Annotated in this window: 19 protein-coding genes; 14 read left to right on the forward strand and 5 right to left on the reverse strand. The window is 67.7% G+C overall.

What is annotated here, in order from left to right:
* Window positions 1–23: 23 nt before the first annotated feature.
* Window positions 24–1,040, forward strand: a complete 1,017-nt coding sequence (locus LGM42_RS18845) for an NADP-dependent oxidoreductase (RefSeq protein ID WP_226232878.1) — start codon at window positions 24–26, stop codon at window positions 1,038–1,040.
* Between the two features lie 196 nt (window positions 1,041–1,236).
* Complete coding sequence (locus tag LGM42_RS18850; protein ID WP_226232879.1) at window positions 1,237–1,749, forward strand: thioesterase; 513 nt, start codon at window positions 1,237–1,239, stop codon at window positions 1,747–1,749.
* 46 nt (window positions 1,750–1,795) lie between these two features.
* Here the strand turns inward: LGM42_RS18850 and LGM42_RS18855 are convergent, their stop codons facing one another.
* From LGM42_RS18855 to LGM42_RS18870, 4 genes are all read right to left on the reverse strand, one after another.
* On the reverse strand, window positions 1,796–2,848 hold the full coding sequence (locus LGM42_RS18855; protein WP_050017367.1) for an AI-2E family transporter: 1,053 nt from the start codon (window positions 2,846–2,848) through the stop codon (window positions 1,796–1,798).
* Window positions 2,849–3,092: 244 nt separating this feature from the next.
* Entirely contained in the window at window positions 3,093–3,677 is a 585-nt protein-coding gene (locus LGM42_RS18860; protein ID WP_059573769.1) for a YSC84-related protein, read from the reverse strand.
* 64 nt (window positions 3,678–3,741) lie between these two features.
* Complete coding sequence (locus LGM42_RS18865; RefSeq protein ID WP_059573770.1) at window positions 3,742–4,128, reverse strand: DUF883 family protein; 387 nt, start codon at window positions 4,126–4,128, stop codon at window positions 3,742–3,744.
* A 287-nt stretch (window positions 4,129–4,415) separates the two neighbouring features.
* Window positions 4,416–6,287 carry an ExeM/NucH family extracellular endonuclease gene (locus tag LGM42_RS18870; RefSeq protein ID WP_226232880.1) on the reverse strand — a complete coding sequence of 624 codons (1,872 nt, stop codon included), beginning with the start codon at window positions 6,285–6,287 and terminating at the stop codon, window positions 4,416–4,418.
* A 207-nt stretch (window positions 6,288–6,494) separates the two neighbouring features.
* Here LGM42_RS18870 and LGM42_RS18875 point away from each other — a divergent pair, with 207 nt between their 5' ends.
* The 8 genes from LGM42_RS18875 (at window position 6,495) to LGM42_RS18910 (ending at window position 13,498) form a co-directional block, all read left to right on the forward strand.
* Complete coding sequence (locus LGM42_RS18875; RefSeq protein ID WP_059573772.1) at window positions 6,495–6,848, forward strand: YciI family protein; 354 nt, start codon at window positions 6,495–6,497, stop codon at window positions 6,846–6,848.
* A 125-nt stretch (window positions 6,849–6,973) separates the two neighbouring features.
* Window positions 6,974–7,393, forward strand: coding sequence for a YciI family protein (locus tag LGM42_RS18880; RefSeq protein ID WP_060311354.1), 420 nt, complete (start codon window positions 6,974–6,976; stop codon window positions 7,391–7,393).
* Between the two features lie 26 nt (window positions 7,394–7,419).
* Window positions 7,420–7,836 (forward strand): VOC family protein, encoded by a 417-nt coding sequence (locus LGM42_RS18885; RefSeq protein ID WP_059573774.1) that lies wholly within the window; start codon window positions 7,420–7,422, stop codon window positions 7,834–7,836.
* Window positions 7,833–9,101, forward strand: coding sequence for an RNA polymerase sigma factor (locus LGM42_RS18890; RefSeq protein WP_060967792.1), 1,269 nt, complete (start codon window positions 7,833–7,835; stop codon window positions 9,099–9,101). The genes LGM42_RS18885 and LGM42_RS18890 overlap by 4 nt, the downstream gene beginning before the upstream one ends.
* Before the next feature lie 223 nt (window positions 9,102–9,324).
* Entirely contained in the window at window positions 9,325–9,747 is a 423-nt protein-coding gene (locus LGM42_RS18895; RefSeq protein ID WP_059583052.1) for a rubrerythrin family protein, read from the forward strand.
* A 126-nt stretch (window positions 9,748–9,873) separates the two neighbouring features.
* Window positions 9,874–11,211, forward strand: a complete 1,338-nt coding sequence (locus LGM42_RS18900) for a heterodisulfide reductase-related iron-sulfur binding cluster (protein ID WP_124860728.1) — start codon at window positions 9,874–9,876, stop codon at window positions 11,209–11,211.
* Between the two features lie 26 nt (window positions 11,212–11,237).
* Entirely contained in the window at window positions 11,238–11,819 is a 582-nt protein-coding gene (locus LGM42_RS18905) for a DUF3501 family protein (protein ID WP_060311347.1), read from the forward strand.
* Between the two features lie 734 nt (window positions 11,820–12,553).
* Window positions 12,554–13,498 (forward strand): transposase, encoded by a 945-nt coding sequence (locus tag LGM42_RS18910; protein WP_059583044.1) that lies wholly within the window; start codon window positions 12,554–12,556, stop codon window positions 13,496–13,498.
* A gap of 123 nt (window positions 13,499–13,621) precedes the next feature.
* On the opposite strand, the gene LGM42_RS18915 is transcribed toward LGM42_RS18910, so the two are convergent.
* The gene (locus tag LGM42_RS18915; RefSeq protein WP_226232881.1) at window positions 13,622–15,178 is read right to left on the reverse strand and encodes a mannose-1-phosphate guanylyltransferase/mannose-6-phosphate isomerase; all 1,557 of its coding nucleotides are present in this window, start codon (window positions 15,176–15,178) and stop codon (window positions 13,622–13,624) included.
* Between the two features lie 428 nt (window positions 15,179–15,606).
* On the opposite strand from LGM42_RS18915, the gene LGM42_RS18920 reads away from it, so the two are divergent.
* From LGM42_RS18920 to LGM42_RS18935, 4 genes are all read left to right on the forward strand, one after another.
* A complete protein-coding gene (locus tag LGM42_RS18920; protein ID WP_060311804.1) occupies window positions 15,607–16,980 on the forward strand; it encodes an undecaprenyl-phosphate glucose phosphotransferase in 1,374 nt (457 codons plus the stop codon).
* 74 nt (window positions 16,981–17,054) lie between these two features.
* The gene (locus LGM42_RS18925; RefSeq protein ID WP_059639103.1) at window positions 17,055–18,467 is read left to right on the forward strand and encodes a UDP-glucose dehydrogenase family protein; all 1,413 of its coding nucleotides are present in this window, start codon (window positions 17,055–17,057) and stop codon (window positions 18,465–18,467) included.
* 30 nt (window positions 18,468–18,497) lie between these two features.
* Entirely contained in the window at window positions 18,498–18,941 is a 444-nt protein-coding gene (locus LGM42_RS18930) for a low molecular weight protein-tyrosine-phosphatase (RefSeq protein WP_059583036.1), read from the forward strand.
* On the forward strand, window positions 18,935–20,113 hold the full coding sequence (locus tag LGM42_RS18935; protein ID WP_059583033.1) for a polysaccharide biosynthesis/export family protein: 1,179 nt from the start codon (window positions 18,935–18,937) through the stop codon (window positions 20,111–20,113). Before LGM42_RS18930 ends, LGM42_RS18935 begins: the two co-directional genes overlap by 7 nt.
* Window positions 20,114–20,155 lie beyond the last annotated feature (42 nt).

Consider the following 20,155-nt stretch of genomic DNA (forward strand, 5'->3'; position numbering starts at 1 on the left):
CACAACGATTGGAGGAGAACAGCATGTCGACACCCGTGAACCGCCAGCTGCTGCTGAAGACGCGCCCGGAAGGGCGGGTCGGCCGCGAACATTTTTCGCTCGTCGAGACGCCGGTGCCGGCGCTTGTCGACGGCGAGGTGCTCGTGCGCGTGCTGTATCTGTCGATGGACCCGACCAACCGCGTGTGGATGAGCGACGTGCCGCAGTACCTGCCGCCCGTCGCGATCGGCGAGGTGATGCGCGCGCTCGGTATCGGCCGCGTGGTCGCGTCGCGCAACGCGGGCTTCGCCGAAGGCGATCTCGTGCAGGGGCTCGTCGGCTGGCAGGATTACGCGGTCGTGCCGGCCGAGCAGGCCGCGCAGCTCGTGAAGCTGCCCGCGCAGTCGGGCCTGCCGCTGCCGACGCTGCTCGGCGCGTGCGGGATGAGCGGGCTGACCGCGTACTACGGGCTGACCGACATCGCGCCGGTGCAGCCGGGCGAAACGCTCGTCGTGTCGGCGGCGGCCGGCTCGGTCGGCTCGATCGCCGGGCAGATCGGCAAGATCCACGGCGCGCGGGTGGTCGGCATCGCGGGCGGCGCGGACAAGTGCCGCTACCTGACCGAGACGCTCGGCTTCGACGCGGCCGTCGACTACAAGGCCGACGATTTCCGCCAGCAACTGAAGGCGGCGACGCCGGACGGCGTGCACGTGAACTTCGAGAACGTCGGCGGCGACGTGATGCGCGCGGTGCTGTCGCGGATGGTGATCGGCGGGCGCGTCGCGCTGTGCGGCGTGATCTCGAACTACAACAGCGGCCGCGCGGCCGACGACGTCGGCGTGCTGATCTCGAAGCGGCTGACGATGCGCGGCTTCCTGATCCTCGACTACCGCAAGAGCCGCGAAGCCGTGCAGACGCTCGCGGGCTGGCTGCGCGACGGCCGGCTCAAGGCCGAGGAAACCGTGGCCGATGGGCTGGAAAACGCGCCCGACGTGTTGAACCGGCTGTTCGACGGCGACCATCGCGGCAAGCTTGTGCTGCGGGTCGACCCGGACGCGTGACGGGCGTGCAACGCCGCTCGCATCGGGCCGCGGGGCGATGTCGATTGCACTGAGTTCGATCAACCCGGCTGCAGTTTAGGACTTGTCCCATATATTGTCCGGGCCGCTCTCCCTAAAGTGATTGCCAGCAGACAGGCGGCGTGACCGACGCGTCACGCCGCCTGTTTTTCTGGTGACGCGGCAGAGGAGAGGAAACATGCGGAACAACGCGAAGCGGTCGGGATCGGCGGCGGCATCGCGCGCCGGGGGCGTACGGAGGACGGTGGTCGGGCTCGGTGTCGTACTCGCGATGTCGACTGCCATGTCGAACGCGATGGCAGCCGGGCAGCCCGCGCCGGATGGCGTCGTGCGGTTCACCGGCTCGCTCGTCGATCTCTACGACGTGACGCTCGATGCCCCGGCGGGCGTGCTCGTCGACGCGCGAGAGGCGACCGACGGCGAGGCAACGGCCACGCTCCGGTTCGATACGCACGGCCGGCGCTTGCCCGGTGCGCAGGTGGCGCTGGTCGGGCCCGACGGCGCGCCGTTCGCGCCGGACGGCGGCGCGGCGGTGCGCGCAACGTGGCGCGATGCGCACACCGGGCAAAGCGTGCGGCTGGCGCCGGGCCAGATTCAGCGCGTCGGCCCGTATGGCGGCGTGATGACGATTGCGGCGGATGAAGCAACGGGCGCCGTGGCGCCCGTCGTGATCCATATCGGTCATCCCTGAGCGGCGATCTCCGCACGCGTGCGGAGTACCGGCGGCCGGACGCGGGTCATTCGCCCTGTTCGGCGCGTGCGTAGATGTCCCAGCTCGCCATGAACAGCGCGGCGACGAGCGGCCCGATCACGAAGCCGTTGATGCCGAACAGCGCCATTCCGCCGAGCGTCGAGATCAGCACGACCCAGTCGGGCATCTTCGTGTCCTTGCCGACGAGGATCGGGCGCAGCAGGTTGTCGACGAGGCCGATCACGCCGACGCAGAACGCGACGAGGATCACGCACTTCCAGACCGCGCCGATCATCAGGAAGTAGAGCGCGGCCGGCACCCACACGAGGCTCGCGCCGATCGCGGGCAACAGCGACAGGAACGCCATCAGCGCGCCCCACAGCACGACGCCCTCGATCCCGAGGATCCAGAAGATCAGGCCGCCGAGCGCGCCCTGCACGAGCGCGACCGCGATGTTGCCCTTCACGGTCGCGCGCACGACGGTCGTGAATTTCGCGAGCAGCAGGTTCTTGTGCTCTTCGTCGAGCGGCAGCGCGCGCCGCACGCGGCGGCCGATCTCGCCGCCGTCGCGCAGCAGGAAGAACACCATGTACAGCATCACGCCGAAGCTCACGACGAACTGGAACGTGTTCTGACCAATGCTGAGCGCCTGGGTGGCCGCGAACTGGCTGATCTGCGCGGCGCCGTCGGTCAGCTTCTTCTGGATGCCCGGGATGTTGGTCAGCCCGTATTTCTGCAGCAGGTTCTGGATCGACGTCGGCAGCGCGTGAATGATGTCGTGGAAGTACTGCGAATAGTTCGGTTGGGCGTCCTTGAGCTCCTGGTACACGTACGCGATTTCCTGCACGAGCGTGGCCGTGACGAACACGAGCGGCAGGATCACGATCAGGATGATCAGCGACATCGTGACGAGCGCGGCCAGATTGCGGCGCTTGCCGAAGCGCGCGGCCAGCCAGCGCTGCACGGGCTGGAACAGGATCGCGAGAATGGTGCCCCAGAAGACGGCGCCGGAGAACGGCGCGAGGATCCAGCAGAGTCCGACGGTAACCGCGAACAGCAGGAAATAGAAGAATTTTTGGTGATCGTGTCCGCTATCCATGGGTGCATTCGCGCAGATTGATGCGTGGTTTGATTGAATCTCGTTGCCCCGCGCGCGATCGGTTCGCGAACGTCACGGGTTCGCGGAGCAACGCGCCGCGGCCATCCGCGGGGCGGCCCATGCGGAGTATGCCCGCAAAGGTGCCGCCATCATAGCCGCTGCGTGACGCACATGCGAAAACGCCGCGGCCGGGGCCGCGGCGCTGCCGGGAAGCGAACGCGGCGCGAGGCCGCGTGCCGCGTCGTCAGATGTTGAGCTTGGTGACCTTCGTGCCGTTCACCGACAGGTCGCCCATCAGGCCTGCATTGGTCAGAATCAGCACTTCCACCGGGGCGGTGGCCGTGTTGGAGTCGACCGCACCGTTCGCGCCGACCTTCACGACCGCGACCGACGCGTCGGCGCCGGCCGACCAGCCGTCGGACTTGCGGAACGAGTCGAGCGCATCCTGCGTCATGAAGAGGAACACGACCGCCTTCGACTGCGCGCCGGCCTGCAGGCCGACCGACAGCGACGACGTGTTGTAGTAGCCGACGGTGCTGCCGCCGACACGCAGCGCGCCGTTGCCGGACTGGGCGCCGACGATGAAGCCGGCCTGCAGCACGTTCGGGAACACGAGGACGCCGCGCGCCTTCGAGACGAGGTCGCGCGAACCCGGCACCGTCGAATACAGACGCGACAGCGTCGCGTTCACGCTGGCGTCGATCGATTGACGCTTGGACGCGCTGGCCGCGGCGGTATCGGGTTTGTCGGACGTGGTCGTGCAGCCGGCGAGGGCGAGGCTGCCGAGCATCACGGCGGCGGCGGCTTTCATGGCGAGAGACTTCTGCATGGCGATTCTCCTTCGTTGTCTGATAGATGACGGGCGGGGCGGGCGGCGGCGCACGCGGCCCCGTTCAACGGCGGGAAAGGAGCAGGCCCGCGACGAAGGCGAGGCCCGCGACGACGCCGGCGGTTTGCCACGGGTTCTCGTGCACGACCTGCGACACGCGCTCGGCCGAATCGCGCAGCCGGGCGGCCGCGCTGCCCGACGCGTAGTCGAGCGCGCCGCGCGCTTCATCGAGCCGGGCTTGCACGCGCTTGCGCAGCGCGGCGATATCGCCATCGCCATCGTTTTTCAGCAGATCTTCCAGTTCATCGACCAGCCCGCGCAGATCGTCGGTCACGTCGGCATGCAGATCGCGGGCAGCCGCGCGCGTCGTGCGGCCCACGCGCCGGCCGGTGCGGCGGATATCGGACAGGCCGCGGTCCAGCTTGTGTTCGATCGAGTCGGTAAGCGCCATGGTGTTTATCCTCCTTTGATTCCAGGCCCATTTTGAAGATAAGACGAATCCCAGCAACCCATGTGATTCACTTCCTCCCATTGAGTTTCGAGACAAATTTTCAATTCGTCGGCAGGATCGCCGGGAAAGCCCGCCGCGCGGGGCCGCGCAGCGGTTGAAAAAATTTCGCGTCTCGGGATGAAGCAGCGTGTCGAGCAGCAGGTCGCAGTGAAGGTCCGGTAAATATGGCGTCGCCACGGGCCTCAGGTAAATAGTGCCATTGCAGGCTGGATGCTGATGCAAATGCACTACTCGACGCCCGAGCGACGCGCACGATTCGTGCCCGCTGCCGGTGGCGCGGCGCCCCGATCCAGTGCGATGTCGATGACGAGGGGATCGTGATCCGACGAGCGGTATGCATCGGGTGCGTAATAAGCCGACCGCCGTGCGGCGGTTTTGTAATCGGGCACGGGTTGCAGCGCAACCGGTTCGTCCGCGTTGATGTGCCAGAACCGTACGGCCTTCACGCGCGCGTCGAGGGGCGGCGTGGCAAGCGCATGGTCGATATTGCCGGCCTCGCCGCGAAATACGTAGCTGTACGCAGCATCGCCGACGAAGCGGGCGACGAGGTTCGTGTAGCCGCGCGCTTCGAGCGTGCGAATCGGGTCTTCCTTCGCATAACTGTTCAGATCGCCGATCAGCAGCACGCCGCCGGCCGCATTGCCCGTTGGCGAGGTGGCGAGCCAGTCGACGAGACGCGCGGCCGCCTGCGTGCGCGCCGCATTCCAGCAACCCTGCCCGTCGGACTGGTCGAGATCGACGCCGCTCGCATGCGGGCAGTTTTTCGACTTCAGGTGATTGACCGCGACCGTGAACGTGCGTGTGCCGTTGATGCGCCTGAACGTCTGCGCGAGCGGTGGGCGGTGGCGGCGGCCGAGCGAGACGGTGGCGGCGCGCCCGATCGGCTCGACCGCGCGGCTGTCGTACAGCAGCGCGACGGCGATCGCATCGCGGCCCAGCCGCGCGGTGCCGGGGGCGACCGCGCGCCAGCCGTCGCCGAGCTGCGCGGCGAGCCGACGGATGGCGCTCGCGTCGCCGTGGCCGTTGTTCGCGATCTCCATCAGCCCGATCACGTCGGCGCGCAGCGCGCGCAACGCCGCGACGATTTTCGCTTCCTGCCGCGCGAACGCGGCGGGCGTTTTCGCGCCGCGGTTGGCCGGCGCGTCGAATCCGCCGCCGTGGCCGTCGCCGTTGAAATAGTTGAAGACGTTGAACGACACGATGCGCACGTCGGCACCGGGATGCCGGGCCGGTGCCGCGGTACGCGGGTTCGTGGCGGCCTCGAATACGGGCGCCGCGCCGGCCACCGGTTGCAGCCGCCATGCGCCGTAGCGCAGCTCGAGCACGCCTTCGACGTCGCGTACCGTGTAGCCCGCCCGCAGCGTGTTGGCGGCGCTCAGCGCGGGCGGCGGATAGCGGACGACCGCCGGGTCGCGGCGGTTCGAACCGTCGTCGAGCACGATGCGGTTGAGCGCGTTGGCCGCGGCGTGCGCGGCGGCGTCGGCCGGCGGCGCGACCTGGGTCGGCGCGCGCAGCCGGCCGTTGCTCAGCACGACGCTGCCGTAGCGGCCGAGTTCGTAGGTATCGCTGACCGTCAGCGTTTGCGGCAGGCGTACGCGCATGGCTTCGTGCGCGGCGAGGACGGCGGGCGACGCGACCGGTAGCGTGAGCACTGCCGGCGTGACCGTCTGCCCGCGCGCGCAGATGGCCACGTCGCCCGACAGCGTGAGTTGCGTCCGGCCGTATTTCTCGTCGAGCTTGCCGGTGATATGCACGAGATCGCCGGGCGCCACGCGCGCGTTCGGTGCGTAGACGAACAGGCCTTCCGGCACGCCCGGCCGATGTTGACGTTGTGCGTCGGCTTGCTGGACGAAGAAGCCGCCCAGGCCGTCGGCGCCGCCGAACGCCGCGGTGACGACCGCTTCGATCGACGCCGTTTGCCCGGCGAGCGGCGACGGGCCGCCCGCGCGCCGGATTTCGGCAATCGCCGTGGCGGCGCCGCCGCAGCCGCTGCTGACGGGCAGCGCGGCGGCGGCCGGCCGGGCGAAGAGCGCCTTGGGCGGCATGACGGACAACACCACGAACAGCACGACGGCAAACAGGGGAATCGGGCGTGACATGAGACGGTCCACAGGATGAAAATCCGACAGTGCGGGACCGCATCTTGAAGGCAAAATGTCGGGCCGCGGCCGAAATGGCCGTCCGGCCAGTGCCGGTTGGCCAACGATGCGGCAAGCCGCTCCGCGGCTGTTACGCTTTCGCACCGCGCGTCGTGTGCCGCTCGCCCGGCGCAGGCCGCCGCGCCCCGTCCCCCACAGGAGAAATCCATGTCTTACATGCTGTTGATTGTCGAACCGACCGAACAGCGCGCCGAGCGCACGCTCGACGAAGGTCAGGCGCTCTATGCGCGGATGGTCGAGTTCGCCGAGTCGCTGAAGGCGCGCGGCGTGCTGCGCGGCGTCGAGTCGCTCGAGCGCTCCGAGCGCGGCACGCGCGTGCAGGTGCGCGACGGCGAGACGCGCCTGCTCGACGGCCCGTTCGCCGAGGCGAAGGAGATGGTCGGCGGCTTCTTCCTCGTCGACGTCGACACGCGCGAGGAAGCGATCGAGATCGCGCGCCAGTGCCCGGCCGCGCAATGGTGCACGGTCGAGGTGCGCGCGGTCGGCCCGTGCTTCCTGTGAGCGTCGCGACTCGGTATTTACCCTGATTTGTCGTGGCGCGTGTCGATCCGGCCGTCGTTCGGCCGTCGTCCGGGTAAGGCGCCGCGGAACGGGCGTCGCCTTCCACCGACGACAAGGAGCAAACGATGCGATTCATGATCATGATCCGGGCGAACGCCGTCAGCGAATCCGACGCGTTGCCGGACAACCGGCTGGTCGAGGCCATGACGGTCTATCACGAGGAACTCGCGAAAGCCGGCGTGCTGCTCGACGCCAACGGCCTGAGGCCGAGCTCCCATGGCTGGCGCGTGCGCTACGCGGGCGGCAAGGGCACGGTGATCGACGGCCCGTTCGCCGAGACGAAGGAGCTGATCGCCGGCTATACGCTGATCCAGGTGCGCTCGCGCGACGAGGCGCTCGAATGGACGCGCCGGTTTCCCGCGCCGTTCGGCGCCGAGCTCGATTGCGAGATCGAGGTGCGGCCGCTGTTCGAGCTCGACGACCTCACGCCGAGCGACGCGGTCGAGCGGTTCCGCGATCTCCACGTCGGCCGCAGCCACGCCTGAGTCCAACCTCACCGGGAGCACCCGTCATGCACAAGATGGTTTTCATCAACCTGCCGGTAGCCGACCTGCCGCGCGCGAAGACGTTCTACCAGGCGCTCGGCTTCGAAGTCGTGCCGGCCTATACCAACGATCAGGCCGCCTGTATCAAGATCAGCGACGCGATCTTCGCGATGCTGCTCGTGCGGCCGTTTTTCCAGACCTTCACCGACAAGACCATCATCGATCCGGCCACGCACATCCAGGTGTTGTCGTGCCTGTCGTGCGACAGCCGTGCCGAAGTCGACGGGCTCGTCGCGAAGGCGCTGGCGGCCGGCGGGGCCGCGCCGCAGGCGCCGCGCGAGTACCCGAACATGTACGGCCACGGGTTCACCGATCCCGACGGCCACACGTGGGAGCTGATGGCCATGCCGCTGGAGGCGTCCGCCCAGGGGCAGGCGTCGTGACGCATGAGGCGACGCATCGTGCGATCGAAGCGGTCTGGCGAATCGAGGCGCCGAAGATCATCGCGCGCGCCGCTCGCGTGGTGCGCGACGTCGGCGTGGCCGAGGAGCTGGCGCAGGACACGCTCGTCGCCGCGCTCGAGCACTGGCCCGTCGACGGCGTGCCCGACAACCCGGCCGCGTGGCTGATGACGGCCGTGAAGCGTCGCGCGCTCGACCGGGTCCGGCAGGAGTCGCTTCATGCGGCGAAGCGCGATCAGCTCGGTCACGAGATGGACGCGCTCGACGCGCATGTCGTCCCCGACATCGCGGACGCGCTCGCCGACGCGCGCGACGACGACATCGGCGACGATCTGCTGCGGCTGATCTTCACGTCGTGCCACCCGGTGCTGTCGACCGACGCGCGCGTCGCGCTGACGCTGCGGCTGCTCGGCGGCCTGACGACGGGCGAGATCGCGCGTGCGTTCCTGACGCCCGAGCCGACGATCGCGCAGCGGATCGTGCGCGCGAAGCGCACGCTCGCGGCGGCGCACGTGCCGTTCGAGGTGCCGGCCGCCGATGCGCGGCCCGCGCGGCTCGCGTCGGTGCTCGAAGTGATCTACCTCGTGTTCAACGAAGGCCATGCGGCGACGGCGGGCGACGACTGGATGCGTCCGGCGCTATGCGACGAGGCGTTGCGGCTCGGCCGCGTGCTGGCCGGGCTCGCGCCGGACGAAAGCGAAGTGCTCGGGCTCGTCGCGCTGATGGAGTTGCAGGCGTCGCGTATGCACGCACGCATCGATGCGCAGGGCCGGCCCGTGCTGCTGCTCGACCAGGACCGCAGCCGCTGGGATCCGTTGCTGATCCGGCGCGGCCTCGCGGCACTGGAGCGGGCGACGAAGCTCGGCGGCGTGCGCGGGCCGTATGCGCTGCAGGCCGCGCTCGCCGCGTGTCACGCGCGTGCGCGGCAGGCGGCGGACACGGACTGGGCGCAGATCGTCGCGCTGTACGACGCGCTTGCCGAAGTCGCGCCGTCGCCGGTCGTCGAGCTGAACCGCGCGGTGGCGGTGGGGATGGCGTTCGGGCCGGCCGCGGCGCTCGAACTCGTCGACGTGCTGCGCGACGATCCGGCGCTCGCGCGCTATCACTGGCTGCCGAGCGTGCGCGGCGATCTGCTCGCGAAGCTCGGCCGCGCTGACGAGGCCAAGCTGGAATTCCGCCGCGCGGCGGAACTGACGCGCAACGAGCGCGAGCGCGAATTGCTGCTCAAGCGCGCGATGGATGCGTGACGCCTGACGAGCGGGCGCGGTGCCACGCGCCGCGCAACACCGTTTTCCTGGGTACGCGCGCTCTGCCGCCATGCTATCGCCTGCATTGAAAAAGCCTATTGGGTGATGCGAACGCGAGCGCCTAGATTGAAGAGCACGATGCGCGCCCGGCGCGGCATCGTTCCCCACATATCTGATCGGCCCGGCGTCGCACGCGGCCGCGCCGACTCGAACGGAGGCGCAAATGGCTCAACTCAAGGGCAGCAAAACCGAAGCCAACCTGAAGGCCGCATTCGCGGGCGAATCGCAGGCGAACCGGCGCTATCTGTATTTCGCTTCGAAGGCCGACGTCGAGGGGCAGAACGACGTCGCCGCGCTGTTCCGCTCGACCGCCGAAGGCGAAACCGGCCATGCGCACGGCCACCTCGAATATCTCGAAGCAGTCGGCGATCCGGCGACGGGCTTGCCGTTCGGTTCGTCGCGGCTGAACCTCGAATCGGCGATCGCCGGCGAAACGCACGAATACACCGACATGTACCCGGGCATGGCGAAGGCGGCGCGCGAAGAAGGCTTCGACGAAATCGCGAACTGGTTCGAGACGCTCGCGAAGGCCGAACGCAGCCACGCGAACCGCTATACGAAGGCGCTGGACGCACTCGTCGACTGACGCGGCCCCCTGCAAGGCCGCACGGCCCGGTCGGACAATTTCGCCGGCCGACGGGCGTGCGCCGCTCGCCGCCCACACCGCGCGGGCGGCGCGTCCGCGCGCATGCGCGCCACGCTGGAGGGCCCCATGCCCCACAAGGAAGGCAGTCTCGAAGCGCCGACCCGGCATCCGCTCGACTGGCAGTCCGAAGCATTCTACGACCAGGCCGCGATCGACGCCGAAATGACGCGCGTATTCGATATCTGCGCCGGCTGCCGGCGCTGCGTGTCGCTGTGCGGCGCGTTTCCGGCGCTGTTCGATCTGGTCGACGACACGCCGGCGGGTGACGTCGAGGAAGTGCCGAAGGCCGCGTTCGGCAAGGTCGTCGACCAGTGCTACCTGTGCGACCTCTGCTACATGACGAAATGCCCGTACGTGCCGCCGCACGCATGGAACGTCGATTTCCCGCACCTGATGCTGCGCGGCAAGGCCGCGCGTTACAAGCGCGGCGAAGCGACGCTGCGCGACAAGGTGCTGTCGAATACCGATGCGCTTGGCCATTTCGCCGGCATTCCGGTCGTCACGCAGGCGGTCAACGCGGTGAACCGCACGCCGCCCGCGCGCCATGCGCTCGAAGCGGCGCTCGGCGTCGATCGTCACGCGTGGCTGCCGGAATTCGCGCCGCGCAAGTTCCGGCGCGCCGCTCGGCGCTCGGACGGCCCGCCGGTGCGCGACGGCGAGCGCACGCCCGGCAAGGTCGCGATCTACGCGACGTGTTACGTGAATTTCAACGAGCCGGGGATCGGCCACGACCTGCTCGCGATCCTCGCGCACAACGAGATCCCGTACGAGCTCGTCACGCGCGAAGCCTGCTGCGGGATGCCGTTGCTCGAGCAGGGCAATCTCGACGGCGTCGCCGCGAAGAAGGCGGTGAACATTCCGGTGCTCGAGCGCTATGCGCGCGAAGGCTATGCGCTGATCGGCGCGATCCCGAGCTGCGTGCTGATGTACAAGAGCGAGCTGCCGCTGATGTTCCCCGGCGACGCAGCCGTGCGCGCGGTGGCCGACGCGTTCTGGGATCCGTTCGAATACGTGATCGCGCGGCATCGCGACGGGCTGCTGAAGACCGATTTCAAGACGGGCCTCGGCACCGTGTCGTATCACGTGCCGTGCCATGCGCGCGTGCAGAACATCGGCCGCAAGACGGCCGATGCACTGTCGCTCGTGCCCGACACGCGCGTGAACGTCGTCGAGCGCTGCTCAGGCCACGCGGGCACGTTCGGCGTGAAGAAGGCATTCCATGCGGACGCGATGCGGATCGGTGCGCCCGTGTTCAAGGCGATGGCCGAACCTCGGCCGGATGTCGTGTCGTCCGACTGCGCGCTCGCCGGCCATCACATCGTGCAGGGCATCGACGAGAACGGGCTGCCGCCGGCGCCGCTCGCGCATCCGCTGACGCTGCTGCGCCGCGCGTACGGCGTCTGAGCCGCCGGCCATCCACGAGGACATCCATGACGCTGACCCGCGACTCCCTGCTGACGCTCGAAGCGTACGCGAAGATCCGCAAGGCCGAACACGCGCGGCTCGTCGCGTACAAGCGCCGCCGCGCGGTGGCGCTCGGCCACCACCTGCGCTTCCTGTTCGAGGACGAGACGACGATCCGCTACCAGATCCAGGAGATGCTGCACATCGAGAAGATCTTCGACGAGGCCGGCATCGAAGCCGAGCTCGACGCGTATCTGCCGCTGGTGCCCGACGGCACCAACCTGAAGGCGACGATGCAGATCGAGTACGAGCACGAGATCGAACGGCGCGCGGCGCTCGCGCGGCTGATCGGGGTCGAGGATCGCGTCTACCTGCGGGTCGACGGGCACGCGAGCGTCTACGCGATCGCCGACGAGGATCTCGAGCGCGACAACGCCGAGAAGACGTCGGCCGTGCACTTCGTGCGCTTCGAGTTCGATGTGCCGATGCGCGCGGCGCTCAAGAGCGGGGCGGCGCTGTCGATCGGCTGCGATCACCCGGCCTATACGATGCCGGCGCAGCGTGTCGACGCGGACGTGGCCGCGTCGCTGGCCGGCGATCTGCGCTAGCGCCACCGCCACTGCCGCGCGCTGTTCACCACGCCGGCTTCCTCCTTTCCGTTCCGGCCTGCAACGGCCGCGCCACATGCCGCGCGGCGCGGCCGCTTGCCGGTCCCCGCGAAGATGTAACAAGCGTGACGGATTTGCATGCGGGGACACATCGGTCGCGCCACGTCAGCGTATTTTCATTACCCGCAGAGAAACAATAAAGAGATTGTGCGGAGAGATAATTTGATTCAACGCAAATTGAATGATTTACCGATCCGTGAATATCCTGTTACGAATTTTTCCCTGATTTACCGATTTCCCGAAGTAATCCCGGAGATTGTTGCCGATCGGGGTCGGATCAGGCGGTAACAGCCGGTCCGACGGCATTCTTCAGACGCTGAAGCGCCCCGCCAGACGGGCCTTTGCAGCGATCGGCATAAAGATCTCGCAAAAAAAATTCAAGCGTAAATGGATTGCTCGCCCATGGCAGGTTGTTTCAGTGCGTAACATTAAGTCATTGTCATATTGAGATAAACCCTAGGGATGGTATGCTTCGTGCACAAAAATTCCCACATTGGAGTGAGACCGCGATTTGTGCGCCATTGCCGGGAATCGCGGCACCGTGAAAGTGCGGTGTCGCCCGGTATGCACAACGCCGGATAACCATAATGTGCAACCTGGCCGCCCCGCGACGCGATGTGTCGCGACGGCGCCGCCAATCGCAGCCCCGGCCTGGCTGCGTGGAGAGATCGACTATGTTCTTCGATGAGCTTAACGATGAAGAGTGGTTTCGCCTTTCAGCGCTGATCGCCGATGAACCCATCCGGCTGAATCGTCGTGGGCGTCCGCGCGCCGAACCGCGCGTCGTCGCCAACGCGGTGCTCTGGATCCTGACGACCGGGGAAGCCTGGTCAAAGCTGCCGGGCCGCTATCCGTCCGGGCCGACGTGCCGCCGCCGTTACGAGGAGTGGCTGGCGAACGGCACGCTGCTGAAGATGATCGACGTGCTGACGCAGTTCAGCGGGCGCACGTTTGCGTATATTCCGCCTCCGCCGGAGGCAGTCGTGCCGGCTCGCCGCGCGGAACCCGTGCCCGACAACGACCGTCTGCGCGGCGTGTTCTGGCAGAACCCCGAGTCCTGGCAATTGCCGGTTGCGCAGGCAAACGTTTGGCAGGGCGAAGGGGCGTCGTCGTTGAGCACGATGCGGGACGACCAGGTGGACGGCCGCGCTCGCGTGTCGTTCACGGTGCCCGGCGCGCCGGCCGCGGAGTTGCGCCATGCGCGGGCGTCGTCGGCGAGTTTCGCCGCGGCCGAGCCGCAGGTCGATGAATATCGCGGCTATACGATCAGCGGCATCGCGCAGCCCGTGCAGAACCTGATGTATCGCGCATGGGCCGAGATCTCGCAGGACGACCGGCGCGTCGAGCGCTCGGGCCTGATCGGCCCGCGCTTCACCGATGCCGAGGCGGCCGAGCAGTACGCGCTCGACTGGGCGCGCCAGTGGATCGATCGACACGGCGCGAGCGACGCACCGGCGCGCGAGCCGCAAGGCGAAGTGCTGGCCGGTTTGTCGGCGCTGGCGCGCGCGGAATCGGACATCAAGCGCTTCATCGCCGAGCGTCGCGCGGGTGCGTTGTCGGAAAGCCGCAACGATCCCGTGCAGTCGGAGCGTCACGAATACGCGTACCGCGTGGGCTGATCGCCGCTGCCGTGCGGCGCGCGGGCCGTCGTGTGCCACGACGCCCGCGCGGAAGTCCGGTGTCTCCATGTCTGCCTTGCCCGGGCGCCGCTGTTACAGCGGCGCCCTGTGGTGCATGACGCGTTACCGTCTGCCGTAGGTATCGTCGAAGCGGACGATGTCGTCCTCGCCGAGATACGCACCCGACTGCACTTCGATCAGTTCGAGCGGCATCTTGCCCGGGTTCTCCAGGCGATGCGAGACGCCGAGCGGAATGTACGTCGATTCGTTCTCGGACAGCAGGAACGTTTCTTCGCCGCGCGTGATGCGCGCGGTGCCGCGCACGACGATCCAGTGTTCGGCGCGGTGGTGGTGCATCTGCAGCGACAGTTGCGCGCCCGGCTTCACGACGATGCGTTTCACCTGGAAGCGCTCGCCGGTGTCGACCGAGTCGTAGTGGCCCCACGGACGATGCACCTTGCGGTGATCGGTCGCTTCGGAGCCTTGTCGCGCCTTGATGTGCCCGACGATCTTCTTCACGTCCTGCACGCGCGACTTGTCCGCGACGAGCACGGCGTCGGGCGTTTCGACGACGACCAGGTTCTGCGTGCCGACGCAGGCGACGAGCCGGCTTTCCGAATGCGCGAACGTCGATTCGGCGCCTTCGAACAGCACGTGGCCGCGGCCGACGTTGCCGGTCTCGTCCTTCGGCGAGATCTGCCAGATCGCGTCCCACGAGCCGACGTCCGACCAGCCCGCGTCGAGCGGCACGACGACGCTTTCGCACAGTTGCGGCAGGCTCGCGAGCGGCTCCATCACCGCGTAGTCGATCGAGTTCGACGGCGACGCGGCGAATGCGTCGCGATCGACGCGGAAGAAATCGCCGTCTTCCTTGCCCTGGGCGACGGCCTGTTCGCAGGCCGCGTAGATCGCGGGCTCGAGCTGCCGGATCGCCTTCAGCCAGACCGACGCGCGCACGATGAAGATCCCGCTGTTCCACCAGTATTCGCCGGACGCGACGTACTGCTGCGCGAGTTCGAGGTGCGGCTTCTCGACGAAGCGGTCGAGGCGGCGCACGTCGAGGGTGCCCGTGCCGGCGTCGCCGAGCGGCGCGCCGACGCGGATGTAGCCGTAGCCGGTTTCCGCGTGCTTGGGCACGATGCCCATCGTCGCGATCTTGCCTTGCGCCGCGCAGTGCACGCCGGCCGCGACGGCCGCGTGAAAGCGCGGCACGTCCGCGACCGCATGGTCGGCCGGCATCACGGTCATCACCGCGTCGTTGCCGTTCGCGACCAGCCGCAGCGCGGCGAGCGTCAGCGCGGGCGCGGTGTCGCGGCCGAGCGGCTCGAGCATGATCGTCGCGCGCTTGGCCGTGAGGCGCAGCTGTTCGGCGGTCGTGAAGCGGTGATCCTCGCCGCACACGATCAGCACGTCGTCGTTCAGCGGGTGATCGGCGCTCAGGCCGTCGAGGCGCAGTGCGGTGGACTGCAGCAGCGAATGATCGCCGAGCAGGCCGATCAGCTGTTTCGGAAAGCGCTCGCGCGACATCGGCCACAGGCGCGTGCCGGAGCCGCCGGCGAGAATCACGGGCTGCACGGCGAGGCGCGTGCCGACGGCGGGCGTACCGGCTGCGGGCGTGCCGACGGCGGGTGCGGCGGAAGAAGAATGGCGCGTTTCGGCGGCCACTGCCGGAGCATTCATGATGACACTCTCCATGGTTGAAGTCGGTGCCTGTCGTTGTAGCATGAAGTAAATCGACAATAAAACCGGACCCAATGCCGGATATCCGCCGCGCATGCGGTCGGGAGAATTTTCCGCGGTAGCACCGGCAGGAAATAAAAAAATAAAAAATAATTCCGGGTGCCGGCCCGGCATGCCCGTCCGCAAAGGGCGAGCGGGAAGCGCAATGCGTCTGAAAAAATCCCCGTTTCAGACCGATTCGGGAAAACCTGCCGATTTAATTAAAAAAGATCGCGGCAAGAATTTCCGATTATTTTTCGAAATACTTGTGCGCTTGAGGCGGAATTTTCTTGTCGCTTCAATAGCGTCATGCAACGTTTGAATCGAAGGTGCGGCACGGGTCGCACGAGGAGCAGTTCGGCAAACGCCTGTTCAAAGAGGAAGCGGACATGTTGAGCGTGCTGGCGAGAGTCATCGATATCGCGATGGTCGTGACGGGGGCGCTGATCGCGGCGGCGCTGCACGACGGCAGCATCGGGCTCAGCGACCTGCAACGTACGACGGTGCTGTTCGATTGCCTGCTCGTCGTCGTGTTCTTTCCGGCCGTCGGCATCTACCAGTCGTGGCGCGGCAAGCGTCTCGTCGGGCTGGTGGTCCGCGTGGCGTTCGCGTGGCTCGCGGTCGAGCTCGCGGGCATCCTGTTGAGTTTCAGCTTTCACCAGTCGGGCGACCTGTCGCGGCTGTGGCTCGGTTACTGGGCGCTCGTGACGATGGCGCTGCTCGCCGGCTCGAAAGCCTGCGTGCACGTCGTGCTGCGGCAGTTGCGCCGCGGCGGCTACAACCTGAAGGCGGTCGCGATCGTCGGCGGCACGCCCGCGGCGCGACGGCTGATCGCGCAGATGCGGGCGCGGCCGGAAGCCGGCTTCAACCCGGTGTGCGTGTACGACGAAAGCGAGGCGCCGGGCGAAGTCGCGCTCGACGACGTGCGCATCGAGCGGCAGTTCGACTCGCTGGTGTGGCTCGTGCGCAGCCGCGCGATCAGCGAGCTGTGGCTCACGCTGCCGATCACGGAGGAGCGCCGGATTCACCATATCGTGACGGTGTTCCGCCACGACTTCGTGAACATCCGCTTCATTCCGGACGTGCGCACGCTGTCGTTCTTCAACCAGGAAGTGGTCGAGGTGCTCGGCGTGCCGGCGATCAACCTCGCGGCGTCGCCGATCACCGACGTGCGGATCCTGCCGAAGTTCGTGTTCGACCGGCTGTTCGCGCTGGCGGCGCTCACGGCGCTCGCGCCGGTGATGGTGCTGATCGCGGCGCTGATCAAGCTGACCTCGCGCGGGCCGGTGTTCTTTCGGCAGAAGCGCAAGGGCATCGACGGGCACGAGTTCGAGATCTACAAGTTTCGCTCGATGAAGGTGCACCAGGAAGTGGCCGGGCAGGTCACGCAGGCGACCAAGAACGACGCGCGCGTGACGCCGGTCGGCCGGTTCCTGCGGCGCACGAGCCTCGACGAGCTGCCGCAGTTCATCAACGTGCTGAAGGGCGAGATGTCGGTGGTGGGGCCGCGCCCGCATGCGCTCGCGCACGACGACATCTACAAGGATCTGGTCAAGGGCTACATGTTTCGCTACCGGATCAAGCCCGGCATCACCGGATGGGCGCAGATCAACGGCTATCGCGGCGAGACCGACCAGATCGAGAAGATGATGGGCCGCGTGAAGCTCGACCTGTACTACATGCAGAACTGGTCGTTCTGGCTCGACATCAAGATCGTCGTGCTGACGCTGTGGAAAGGCTTCACCGGCAGCAACGCGTACTGACGCCGACGCGCCGCGTCACGCAGGCATTCCGGTTTTCCGAATTTCGAATCATTGGTCAAGGGGTCCGACACATCATGAATCTGACTATCATCGGCAGCGGTTACGTAGGGCTTGTCACCGGCGCCTGTCTCGCCGACATCGGGCACGACGTGTTCTGTCTCGACGTCGACCAGGCAAAGATCGACATCCTGAACGACGGCGGCGTGCCGATTCACGAGCCGGGCCTGAAGGAAGTCATCGCGCGCAACCGCTCGGCCGGCCGCCTGCGCTTCTCGACCGACGTCGAGGCCGCGGTCGCGCACGGCGACGTGCAGTTCATCGCGGTCGGCACGCCGCCGGACGAGGACGGCTCGGCCGACCTGCAGTACGTGCTCGCGGCGGCGCGCAACATCGGCCGCTACATGACCGGCTTCAAGGTGATCGTCGACAAGTCGACGGTGCCGGTCGGCACGGCCGAGCGCGTGCGCGCGGCGGTCGCCGAGGAGCTCGCGAAGCGCGGCGGCGACCAGATGTTCTCGGTCGTGTCGAATCCGGAATTCCTGAAGGAAGGCGCGGCCGTCGACGATTTCACGCGGCCGGACCGCATCGTGATCGGCTGCGACGACGACGTGCCGGGCGAGCGCGCCCGCGAGCTGATGAAGAAGCTCTACGCGCCGTTCAACCGCAATCACGAGCGCACGCTGTACATGGACGTGCGCTCGGCCGAGTTCACGAAATACGCGGCGAACGCGATGCTCGCAACGCGTATCTCGTTCATGAACGAGCTCGCGAACCTCGCCGACCGCTTCGGCGCCGACATCGAGGCCGTGCGCCGCGGGATCGGCTCCGACCCGCGCATCGGCTACCACTTCCTGTACGCCGGCTGCGGCTACGGCGGCTCGTGCTTCCCGAAGGACGTCGAGGCGCTGATCCGCACGGCCGACGAGCACGGCCAGTCGCTGCAGATCCTGAAGGCCGTGTCGTCGGTCAACGCGACGCAAAAGCGCGTGCTGGCCGACAAGATCGTCGCGCGCTTCGGCGAGGACCTGAGCGGCCGCACGTTCGCGCTGTGGGGCCTCGCGTTCAAGCCGAACACCGACGACATGCGCGAGGCACCGAGCCGCGAGCTGATCGCCGAGCTGCTGTCGCGCGGCGCGCGCGTCGCCGCGTACGACCCGGTCGCGCAGCAGGAAGCGCGCCGCGTGCTCGCGCTCGATCTCGCCGATCACCCGAGCTGGCTCGAGCGCCTGTCCTTCGTCGACGACGAGGCGCAGGCCGCGCGCGACGCCGACGCGCTCGTGATCGTCACCGAATGGAAGGCGTTCAAGAGCCCCGACTTCGTCGCGCTCGGCCGCCTGTGGAAGGCGCCCGTGATTTTCGACGGCCGCAACCTGTACGAGCCGGAGACGATGAGCGAGCAGGGTATCGAGTACCACCCGATCGGCCGGCCGGGCTCGCGCCAGGCGGTCGCCGCGCGCGTGCCGGGCGCCGCGCGCGCCAGCGCGTAACCCGTTTTCCGTCACTCGTTACGAGACGCCATGTTCCGGAACATCCTGATCGTCTGCCACGCCAACGTCTGCCGCAGTCCGGCGGCGGAAATGCTGTTCAAGTCGCACGCCGCGTCGCGCGGCGGCCCGCGTCCGACGTTCCATTCGGCCGGCGTGCACGCGAACGACGGCGACGGCATCGATCCGGTGATGCGGCAACTGCTCGCCGAGCGGGGCGTCGATGCGACGACCCACCGCTCGCGGCGGCTGTCGCGCCGGATCGTGCGCGACGCCGACCTGATTCTCGTCAGCGAGCGCGGACAGATCGCGGCCGTCGAATCGGTCGATCCGTTCGCACGCGGCAAGGTTCACCTGCTCGGCAAGTGGGAAGGGGCCGAGATCGCGGACCCGCACGGCGGCCCCGAGGCCGACTACCGCGAGAGCTACTCACTGATCGAACGTCTGGTTCAAGGATGGCTACAGAAACTATGCTGAAACGCCCGATGCGCCCGGTGGCGCTTGCCGTCGCGCTGACGACTTTCCTGTCAGCCTGTGCAACCGCGCCCGGCAACTACCTCGACTCGTCGAACCTGAAGGACGACGGCCGGCAGGAAGCGGCCGAAACCTATCCGGTTCATTACATCGACGCCAAAGTGGTGATGGACCAGCTGCAGAAAGCGCAGGTCGATCATCCGCTGCCGCCCGGGCGCTATACCGATCCGTCGCAGTACACGTATCGCGTCGGCCCGCAGGACATCCTCGGCGTCACCGTGTGGGACCACCCGGAGCTGACGACGCCGCAGGGCCAGTCGTTCTCGAGCGGCGGCAACACGACGCAATCGGTCGCGGGCGCGTTGCAGCAGCCGTATACGACCGCGCTGCCGGGCCAGGCCGATCCGTACGGCCAGACGGTCGCCGCCGACGGCACGATCTTTTTCCCGTTCGTCGGCCGGATTCGCGTGGCCGGCAAGACGGTCGCGCAGATCCGCGACGAGATGGCGTCGAGCCTCGCGCGCTACGTGAAGAATCCGCAGCTCGACGTGCGCGTGCTGTCGTTCCGCAGCCAGAAGGTGCAGGTGACGGGCGAGGTGAAGCAACCGGGCCCGCTCGCGGTGAGCGACGTGCCGCTCACGCTCGTCGACGCGATCTCGCGCTCGGGCGGCTCGACCGCGGAGGCCGACCTGCAGCGCGTGCGCCTGACGCGCGACGGCAAGCTGTACACGCTCGACGCGAACGGCGTGCTCGATCGCGGCGAGGTGAAGCAGAACGTGATGCTGCAGCCGGGCGACATCGTCAACGTGCCGGACCGCAGCGACAGCCGCGTGTTCATCATGGGCGAGGTCAAGACGCCGGTCACGGTGCCGATGCTCAAGGGCAAGCTGACGATCGCCGATGCGCTGACCGCGGGCGGCGGGATTCTCGACACCGACGCGAACCCGCGCAAGATCTACGTGATGCGCGGAATGCGCGACAACCCGACGAAGCCCGAAGTGTACCGCCTCGACATGACGCAGCCCGATGCGCTGATGCTGTCGAGCCGCTTCCCGCTTCAGCCGCTCGACGTCGTCTACGTCAGCACGGCCGGTTCGGTGCAGTTCAACCGCGTGCTGCAGCAGGTGCTGCCGACGATCCAGACGATCTTCTACATGCGGCAAATCACGCGCTGATAGCCCGCCGGGGCGGCGTCCGCCCCCCGGCACCACTCAAGC

The sequence above is a fragment of the Burkholderia sp. AU39826 genome (assembly GCF_020419965.1).
Lineage (GTDB): Bacteria > Pseudomonadota > Gammaproteobacteria > Burkholderiales > Burkholderiaceae > Burkholderia > Burkholderia semiarida.

What these genes read in the sequence shown, in the direction of transcription:
- LGM42_RS18900 (WP_124860728.1), top strand. Translation starts at nt 9,874, where the DNA reads ATGCCCCACAAGGAAGGCAGTCTCGAAGCGCCGACCCGGCATCCGCTC.
- LGM42_RS18850 (WP_226232879.1), top strand. Translation starts at nt 1,237, where the DNA reads ATGCGGAACAACGCGAAGCGGTCGGGATCGGCGGCGGCATCGCGCGCC.
- LGM42_RS18865 (WP_059573770.1), bottom strand. Translation starts at nt 4,128, where the DNA reads ATGGCGCTTACCGACTCGATCGAACACAAGCTGGACCGCGGCCTGTCC.
- LGM42_RS18845 (WP_226232878.1), top strand. Translation starts at nt 24, where the DNA reads ATGTCGACACCCGTGAACCGCCAGCTGCTGCTGAAGACGCGCCCGGAA.
- LGM42_RS18870 (WP_226232880.1), bottom strand. Translation starts at nt 6,287, where the DNA reads ATGTCACGCCCGATTCCCCTGTTTGCCGTCGTGCTGTTCGTGGTGTTG.
- LGM42_RS18920 (WP_060311804.1), top strand. Translation starts at nt 15,607, where the DNA reads ATGTTGAGCGTGCTGGCGAGAGTCATCGATATCGCGATGGTCGTGACG.
- LGM42_RS18925 (WP_059639103.1), top strand. Translation starts at nt 17,055, where the DNA reads ATGAATCTGACTATCATCGGCAGCGGTTACGTAGGGCTTGTCACCGGC.
- LGM42_RS18895 (WP_059583052.1), top strand. Translation starts at nt 9,325, where the DNA reads ATGGCTCAACTCAAGGGCAGCAAAACCGAAGCCAACCTGAAGGCCGCA.
- LGM42_RS18860 (WP_059573769.1), bottom strand. Translation starts at nt 3,677, where the DNA reads ATGCAGAAGTCTCTCGCCATGAAAGCCGCCGCCGCCGTGATGCTCGGC.
- LGM42_RS18875 (WP_059573772.1), top strand. Translation starts at nt 6,495, where the DNA reads ATGTCTTACATGCTGTTGATTGTCGAACCGACCGAACAGCGCGCCGAG.
- LGM42_RS18915 (WP_226232881.1), bottom strand. Translation starts at nt 15,178, where the DNA reads ATGAATGCTCCGGCAGTGGCCGCCGAAACGCGCCATTCTTCTTCCGCC.
- LGM42_RS18855 (WP_050017367.1), bottom strand. Translation starts at nt 2,848, where the DNA reads ATGGATAGCGGACACGATCACCAAAAATTCTTCTATTTCCTGCTGTTC.
- LGM42_RS18885 (WP_059573774.1), top strand. Translation starts at nt 7,420, where the DNA reads ATGCACAAGATGGTTTTCATCAACCTGCCGGTAGCCGACCTGCCGCGC.
- LGM42_RS18905 (WP_060311347.1), top strand. Translation starts at nt 11,238, where the DNA reads ATGACGCTGACCCGCGACTCCCTGCTGACGCTCGAAGCGTACGCGAAG.
- LGM42_RS18935 (WP_059583033.1), top strand. Translation starts at nt 18,935, where the DNA reads ATGCTGAAACGCCCGATGCGCCCGGTGGCGCTTGCCGTCGCGCTGACG.
- LGM42_RS18910 (WP_059583044.1), top strand. Translation starts at nt 12,554, where the DNA reads ATGTTCTTCGATGAGCTTAACGATGAAGAGTGGTTTCGCCTTTCAGCG.
- LGM42_RS18930 (WP_059583036.1), top strand. Translation starts at nt 18,498, where the DNA reads ATGTTCCGGAACATCCTGATCGTCTGCCACGCCAACGTCTGCCGCAGT.
- LGM42_RS18880 (WP_060311354.1), top strand. Translation starts at nt 6,974, where the DNA reads ATGCGATTCATGATCATGATCCGGGCGAACGCCGTCAGCGAATCCGAC.